This is a genomic window from Stutzerimonas stutzeri (assembly GCF_000935215.1).
Classification (GTDB): Bacteria; Pseudomonadota; Gammaproteobacteria; order Pseudomonadales; family Pseudomonadaceae; genus Stutzerimonas.
This window is the reverse complement of the sequence record NZ_JXXD01000347.1, coordinates 1-6,593: the sequence shown is the minus strand read 5'-3', so window position 1 is coordinate 6,593 and position 6,593 is coordinate 1. Positions and strand designations below refer to the sequence as shown.

The 6,593-nt window shown below is 67.0% G+C and carries 8 protein-coding genes; all 8 read left to right on the top strand.

Annotation, left to right across the window (positions count from 1 at the left end; translation table 11 throughout):
* Window positions 1-49: 49 nt before the first annotated feature.
* Window positions 50-514 carry a ribbon-helix-helix protein, CopG family gene (locus tag LO50_RS23290; protein ID WP_044316520.1) on the top strand — a complete coding sequence of 155 codons (465 nt, stop codon included), beginning with the start codon at window positions 50-52 and terminating at the stop codon, window positions 512-514.
* On the top strand, window positions 511-1,563 hold the full coding sequence (trbB, locus tag LO50_RS23285; RefSeq protein ID WP_044316519.1) for a P-type conjugative transfer ATPase TrbB: 1,053 nt from the start codon (window positions 511-513) through the stop codon (window positions 1,561-1,563). The genes LO50_RS23290 and trbB overlap by 4 nt, the downstream gene beginning before the upstream one ends.
* Window positions 1,560-1,943, top strand: coding sequence for a TrbC/VirB2 family type IV secretion system protein (locus tag LO50_RS23280; protein ID WP_044316518.1), 384 nt, complete (start codon window positions 1,560-1,562; stop codon window positions 1,941-1,943). The genes trbB and LO50_RS23280 overlap by 4 nt, the downstream gene beginning before the upstream one ends.
* The gene (locus tag LO50_RS23275; RefSeq protein WP_044316517.1) at window positions 1,940-2,212 is read left to right on the top strand and encodes a VirB3 family type IV secretion system protein; all 273 of its coding nucleotides are present in this window, start codon (window positions 1,940-1,942) and stop codon (window positions 2,210-2,212) included. Before LO50_RS23280 ends, LO50_RS23275 begins: the two co-directional genes overlap by 4 nt.
* A gap of 12 nt (window positions 2,213-2,224) precedes the next feature.
* Window positions 2,225-4,696 carry a conjugal transfer protein TrbE gene (gene trbE, locus LO50_RS23270; protein ID WP_044316516.1) on the top strand — a complete coding sequence of 824 codons (2,472 nt, stop codon included), beginning with the start codon at window positions 2,225-2,227 and terminating at the stop codon, window positions 4,694-4,696.
* Window positions 4,693-5,418: a P-type conjugative transfer protein TrbJ gene (gene trbJ / locus LO50_RS23265; protein WP_044316515.1), complete on the top strand. Its 726-nt coding sequence runs from the start codon at window positions 4,693-4,695 to the stop codon at window positions 5,416-5,418. Before trbE ends, trbJ begins: the two co-directional genes overlap by 4 nt.
* A gap of 12 nt (window positions 5,419-5,430) precedes the next feature.
* Window positions 5,431-5,727, top strand: a complete 297-nt coding sequence (locus LO50_RS23260) for a hypothetical protein (RefSeq protein WP_044316514.1) — start codon at window positions 5,431-5,433, stop codon at window positions 5,725-5,727.
* A partial coding sequence (gene trbL, locus LO50_RS23255) for a P-type conjugative transfer protein TrbL (protein WP_044316513.1) occupies window positions 5,724-6,593 on the top strand: 870 nt, incomplete at its 3' end. The genes LO50_RS23260 and trbL, both read left to right, overlap by 4 nt.

Sequence of the window (6,593 nt, the reverse complement as noted above, 5' to 3'; positions counted from 1 at the left end):
AGCGCACGGCCCGGCTGGCTTCCCTCGACCCCAACGACGGAATCGAGCTATGAGCCACTACCGCCTGAACCTCTTTATTCAGCCCGAGCACGCCAAGCGGCTCGATGAGCTGGCCGCCAAGAAAGGCGTGTCCAAGTCATCCATCGTTGCGGCGGCGCTCGCATCGTGGCTGTCGCCCGATGCTGCCGACCAGCGCGAGGCGGCCATCGCCAAGCGGCTTGATCGCCTGTCGCGGCAGGCCGAGCGCCTGGAGCGCGATCAGAACATCCAGATCGAGACGCTGGCGCTGTTCATTCGCTACTACCTCACGGTCAGCACACCAGTTCCCGAGGCGCACCAAGAGGCTGCCCGCGCCCAGGGCAAGGCGCGCTTCGAGCAGTTCGTTGAACAGTTGGGCCGCCACCTGCTGCGCGGGCGCAGCCTGGTGCGTGACGTGGTGGAGGAACTGCACCCCGATCCGATGCGAATGGAGGACGCGGCGGCAGCCGCGCAAGCGCAGGAGCGTGCGTCATGAGCGCCGCTCCGCAGTCCATGAGCGCCACGTCGCTCGACCGCCGCATCCAGATGCTGCGCACGGCGATGGGGCCGCTGATCGCCACCGCGCTCGAAGACCCGGACGTGGTGGAAATCATGCTCAACCCCGATCGCACCCTGTGGGTGGATCGGCTGTCGTCGGGCCGCGCGCCGATGGGCGTGGAGATGCCCGAGGCCGATGGCGAGCGGATCATCCGCCTGGTCGCCGCCCACGTCGGCGCGGAGGTGCATCGCGGCCAGCCGCTGCTGTCGGCGGAACTGCCCGAAACCGGCGAACGCTTCGAGGGCATCTTGCCGCCGGCTGCGCCGGGGCCGGCCTTCGCATTGCGCAAGCGGGCCATCGGTGTGATCCCGCTGGAGCGGTACGTCATCGACGGGATGATGACCAGCGTTCAAGCGGGCTTTCTCGTTCGCGCCCTGCGGGAGCGGCAGAACGTCTTGATCGCCGGTGCCACCAGCAGCGGCAAGACGACCCTGGCCAATGCGCTGCTGGCCGAGATTGCCGCCACGGGCGACCGCGTGCTGGTGCTCGAAGACACGGTGGAACTGCAATGCGCAGCCCGCGACCACGTACCGCTGCGCACGCGCGCAGGCGTGGTGTCCATGACGGAGCTGGTGCGCTCGTCCATGCGCCTGCGCCCGGATCGCGTTGTCGTGGGTGAGGTGCGCGGCGCCGAGGCACTGGATCTCATCAAGGTGTGGGGCACGGGCCACCCCGGCGGCATCGCCACCATCCATGCCGGCTCCGCGCTCGGCGCGCTGCTGCGCCTGGAGCAACTGATTCTCGAAGTGGCGGTGAATCCGCCCCGTGCGCTGATCGCCGAGGCGGTCAACGTGGTGATCCACATCGCCGGGCGCGGGCGCAAACGCCGCATCGAGAACATCGCGCGCGTCGTCGGCTTCGACGGCGTGGGCTACCAACTGGCGGACGCGCTGGAAACGCCGTTTCCCGAGCTGCCGCCGATCCCCGATGCCGCACCCGCTGCGGCGACTTCCTCGTCCCCTGACCAACCTGGAGAACTGCCATGACGCAGATGACCATTCCTGCTTTCCGTGTTTCCGTAAATCCGGCTTTGCGCCTTGCACGGCTGCGCTGCCTGGCCCGCCCTGCGGGGCAAGGGCTGCTGCTGGCCGCGCTGCTGCTGTTCCTGGCCGGCACCGCGCAGGCCGCCGGTTCCTCGATGCCGTGGGAAGGCCCGCTGCAATCCATCCTCGAATCCATCCAGGGGCCGGTGGCGCGCATCGTCGCGGTCATCATCATCATCGCCACCGGCCTCGCGCTCGCCTTCGGCGATACGTCGGGCGGCTTCCGCAAGCTGATCCAGATCGTGTTCGGTCTGTCCATCGCGTTCGCAGCTTCGAGCTTCTTCCTGTCGTTCTTCAGCTTCTCCGGCGGGGCTGTCGTATGAGTGCCCCCGACACCTTCGCGGACGGCTTCGAGGTGCCGCTGCATCGGTCGCTCACGGAGCCGATCCTGCTTGGCGGTGCGCCGCGCACCGTGGCGATTGCCAACGGCACGCTGGCCGCTGCTGTCGGGCTGGGGCTGCAACTGTGGATTCCGGGCGTCGTGCTCTGGATCGTCGGCCATTCGCTGGCGGTGTGGGGCGCACGCGTCGATCCGCAGTTCATGGTCGTGTTCGCGCGGCACATCAAGCACCGCCCGCTGTTGGACGTGTGAGGGGACGCCGCCATGCTGAACCTCGCCGAATATCGCCAGCGCCCGGCCTTGCTCGCCGACTGGCTGCCGTGGGCTGGATCGGTTGCGCCGGGCGTTGTCTTGAACAAGGACGGCAGTTTTCAGCGCACGGCGCAGTTTCGCGGGCCTGACCTCGACAGCGCCACGCAAAGCGAGCTCATCGCCACGTCAGCGCGCTTGAACAACGCGCTGCGGCGGCTGGGTTCGGGCTGGGCGCTGTTCATCGAAGCCGAGCGCCGCGCTGCCGCCGACTATCCGCACTCGGAGTTCCCCGAGCCGCTTTCGTGGCTGGTGGACGAGGAACGCCGCGCAGCGTTCGAGGAATCGGGCAACCATTTCGAGAGCGGCTATCACCTGACGCTGGTGTACCTGCCGCCCGAGGAATCGCGCGCGCGTGCGGCGGGGATGCTGTACGAGAACCGGCCCACCGAAGGCGTGGACTGGCGCGAGCGCCTGACCGCCTTCGTGGCGGAGACGGATCGCGTCTTTGATTTGCTCGACGGCGTGATGCCGGAAATCGCCTGGCTCGATGACAGCCAGACGCTGACCTACCTGCACGCCACCATCTCGACGCGGCGCTACCGCGTGGGTGTGCCCGAAGTGCCGTTCCACATCGACGCGCTGCTGACCGATTCCGCACTGGTCGGTGGACTGGCGCCCATGCTGGGCGACCAGCACCTGCGCGTGGTGTCGGTACGCGGCTTCCCGACCTCGACCTGGCCGGGGATTCTGGATGACCTCAACCGCCTCGGCTTTGCCTACCGCTGGAGCACGCGCTTTCTCTGCCTGGACAAAGCCGAGGCGGAACGGGAGTTGGGACGCCTGCGCCGCCAGTGGTTCGCCAAGCGCAAGAACGTCATCGCGCTGCTGCGCGAAACGATCTTCCAGCAAGAAAGCCCGCTGGTCGATACCGACGCCAGCAACAAGGCGGCCGACGCCGACGCCGCCTTGCAGGAGCTGGGCAGCGATCAAGTCGCCTTCGGCTACCTCACCGCCACGGTGACGGTGCTCGATGCCGACCCGGCCGTGGCCGACGAGAAGCTGCGCATGGTGGAGCGTGTCATCCAGGGGCGCGGATTCGTCACCATCCCCGAAACGCTCAACGCCGTGGATGCGTGGCTGTCGTCCATTCCGGGCAACGCCTACGCCAACGTGCGTCAGCCCATCGTCTCGACGCTGAATCTGGCGCACATGATGCCCCTGTCGGCGGTATGGGCCGGGCCGGAGAAGAACGACCACCTCGACGGCCCACCGCTGATCGTGACGCGCACCGATGGCGCCACGCCGTTCCGGCTGGTGACGCACATCGGCGACGTGGGCCACACGCTGGTCGCGGGGCCGACCGGCATGGGCAAGTCGGTTTTGCTCGCCACGCTGGCAATGCAGTTCCGCCGCTATCGCGGCTCGCGCATCTTCGCGTTCGACATGGGCCGCTCGATGCGCGCCACGGTTCTCGGGTTGGGCGGCGAGCACTACGACCTGGGCACGGACGGAGAAATCGCCTTCCAGCCCTTGGCACGCATCGACCGCGGAGGCTACCGCACCTGGGCGGCCGAATGGATCGAAGGCCGCTTGCTGCATGAGGGCGTGGCGGTCGGCCCCGACGAGAAGGCGGCTATCTGGTCGGCGCTGGGAAGCCTCGCCGGTGCGCCGTTGGAGCAGCGCACGATGACGGGGCTTTCCGTGCTGCTGCAATCGAACACGCTGCGTCAGGCGCTGTCGCCCTATGTGCTCGGCGGTGCCCACGGCAAGCTGCTGGACGCCGACCATGACCGGCTCGGCATGGCCGATGTGCAGTGCTTCGAGATGGAGGAGCTGATGCACAGCAATGCCGCCGTCATGGCCGTGCTGCATTACCTCTTTGCACGCTTCGATGAACGCTTTGATGGCGCGCCCACGCTGCTGATCCTCGATGAAGCGTGGCTGTTCCTCGATGACCCGGTGTTTGCCGCGCGTATCCGGCAATGGCTCAAGACGCTCAGGAAAAAGAACGTCAGTGTCATCTTCTCCACGCAGAGCCTCGCCGACATCAAGGATTCGAGCATCGCACCCGCGATCATCGAGAGCTGTGCGAGCCGCATTTTCCTCGCCAACCCGCAGGCGACCGAGCCGCAGATTCGCACGATCTACGAGGGCTTCGGCCTCAACAGGCGGCAGATCGAAATCGTCGCCACCGCGCAACCCAAGCGCGACTACTACTACCAATCCCGCCTCGGCAACCGCCTGTTCGACCTCGACCTGGGGCCGGCGGCGCTGGCGTTTGCGGGCGCTTCCACGCCGCAAGACCAGCGCGCCATTGATGACGTTCTTGGCCGCGTGCTGCTGGACGCCGGCATGCCCGGCTTCGCGGGCGCCTGGCTGCGCCATCGCGGCCTCGATTGGGCGGCCGAGCTGCTGCCCTCGTTCCCCGGCCTTGCGCCGGGTTCCCTCCGTACCACCGACCACCCACAGGAGAGCCTGTCATGAAGAAGCGCCTAATCGCCGCCGCTGTCGCGGCCATGCTTTGCACCGCCACCGCCCATGCGCAATGGGTCGTGGTCGATCCCACCAACCTCGTGCAGAACACGCTGACCGCGATCCGCACGCTGGAGCAGATCAACAACCAGATCCAGCAGCTCCAGAACGAAGCGCAAATGCTGATGAACCAGGCGCGCAACCTCGCCAGCCTGCCGTCCAGCGTGGTGAACCAGTTGCGCGCCAACCTGGCGACGACCGAGCGACTGATCGCCCAGGCCCGCGGCTTGGCCTACGACGTGACGAACCTCGATCGTGAGTTCGCGCGGCTGTATCCCGAGCAGTACGCCGCCACGATCAGCAGCGACCAGATGTACCGCGATGCGCAGGAGCGTTGGCGGAACACGCTCAACGGCTTGCAGACCACCATGCAGATGCAGGCCCAGGTGTCGCAGAACCTGGGCGAAGACGAAAGCGTGCTGGCCGACCTCGTGGGCAAGAGCCAGTCGGCCGAAGGCGCGCTGCAAGCCATGCAGGCCATGAACCAGTTGCTGGCCTTGCAGGCCAAGCAGTCGATCCAGTCGCAGCGGCTCCAGATCACGCAAGACCGGGCGGCGTCGCTGGAGCTGGCGCGGCAGGCGGCAGCCACGGAGCGCGCCCGCGAGGTGCGCCGGCGTTTCCTGGGCGATGGCACACCGTACACGCCGCAGTCCGTGAACTTCTACAGCAACTGACGGGAGGCCGCCATGCGATACGTCCTCGCCCTGTCGGTTTCGCTGCTTGTGGCGCTGCTGGTCGCTTGCAGCGAACAGCCGGCCACCAACCTTGCCGATGCCCTGGCCGCCGATCCCGTGCGGCTCAAGGCATTGCGCGCGCAATGCGCAGCCGACCGGCAGGCCACGGGCGAGGACGCTTGCCGCGCCGCCGCCGAAGCCTTCCGGCGGCGCTTCTTCTCCGGCGAGGCCGGGCCGGATGAATACCAGACGCTGGCCGACCTGCCGCCGATCCCGCCCAGCTTCGAGGGACCGGAGAGCACGCCATGAATGACGTGACCATCATCGACCAGTTCCTCAACACCTTCTCTGCCTACATCGACTCGGGTTTCGGACTGCTGCGCGGCGAAGTGGCGTTCCTCACGGCCACACTGATCGTCATCGACATGACGATCGCCGGCCTGTATTGGGCCATGAGCCATGCCACCGGCCAGGGCGAGGACGTGATCGCCAAGCTGCTGCGCAAGGTGCTCTACGTCGGTGCCTTCGCCTACATCATCAATAACTTCAACTGGCTGGCCAGCATCGTGTTCCGCTCGTTTGCGGGATTGGGCATCACCGCCACCGGCTCGGCCATCACGATGGAGAACTTCTTGCAGCCGGGCCGGCTGGCGAAAACCGGCATCGACGCCGGGGCGCCGATCTTGAAGCAGATCGGCGACATGGCCGGGTTCCCCGAAGTGTTCGCCAATCTCGATCCCATCGTCGTGCTGTTCCTCGCGTGGCTGGTCGTGGTGCTGTGCTTCTTCGTGCTGGCGATTCAGCTTTTCATCACGCTGATCGAGTTCAAGCTGACCACGCTCGCCGGGTTCGTGCTTGTGCCGTTCGCGCTCTGGAACAAGACCTCGTTCCTGGCCGAAAAGGTGCTGGGCAACGTCGTGTCCGTCGGCATCAAGGTTCTGGTGCTGGCCGTGATCGTGGGGATCGGCTCGGGCTTGTTCGCTCAGTTCCAAGTCCATCCCGCCGAGCCGTCCATCGACCACGCGCTGGTCATCATGCTGGCCTCACTCACGCTGCTGGCGCTGGGGATCTTCGGCCCCGGCATTGCCACGGGCCTCGTGTCCGGTGCGCCGCAACTCGGCGCGGGCGCAATGGCCGGTGCTGCTGTCGGCGCTGCCGGCACGGCCGTCGCCATT

Excerpts from the sequence above, each read along its gene's own strand:
- LO50_RS23290 (WP_044316520.1), top strand. The coding sequence starts at position 50 with ATGAGCCACTACCGCCTGAACCTCTTTATTCAGCCCGAGCACGCCAAG.
- trbB (WP_044316519.1), top strand. The coding sequence starts at position 511 with ATGAGCGCCGCTCCGCAGTCCATGAGCGCCACGTCGCTCGACCGCCGC.
- LO50_RS23280 (WP_044316518.1), top strand. The coding sequence starts at position 1,560 with ATGACGCAGATGACCATTCCTGCTTTCCGTGTTTCCGTAAATCCGGCT.
- LO50_RS23275 (WP_044316517.1), top strand. The coding sequence starts at position 1,940 with ATGAGTGCCCCCGACACCTTCGCGGACGGCTTCGAGGTGCCGCTGCAT.
- trbE (WP_044316516.1), top strand. The coding sequence starts at position 2,225 with ATGCTGAACCTCGCCGAATATCGCCAGCGCCCGGCCTTGCTCGCCGAC.
- trbJ (WP_044316515.1), top strand. The coding sequence starts at position 4,693 with ATGAAGAAGCGCCTAATCGCCGCCGCTGTCGCGGCCATGCTTTGCACC.
- LO50_RS23260 (WP_044316514.1), top strand. The coding sequence starts at position 5,431 with ATGCGATACGTCCTCGCCCTGTCGGTTTCGCTGCTTGTGGCGCTGCTG.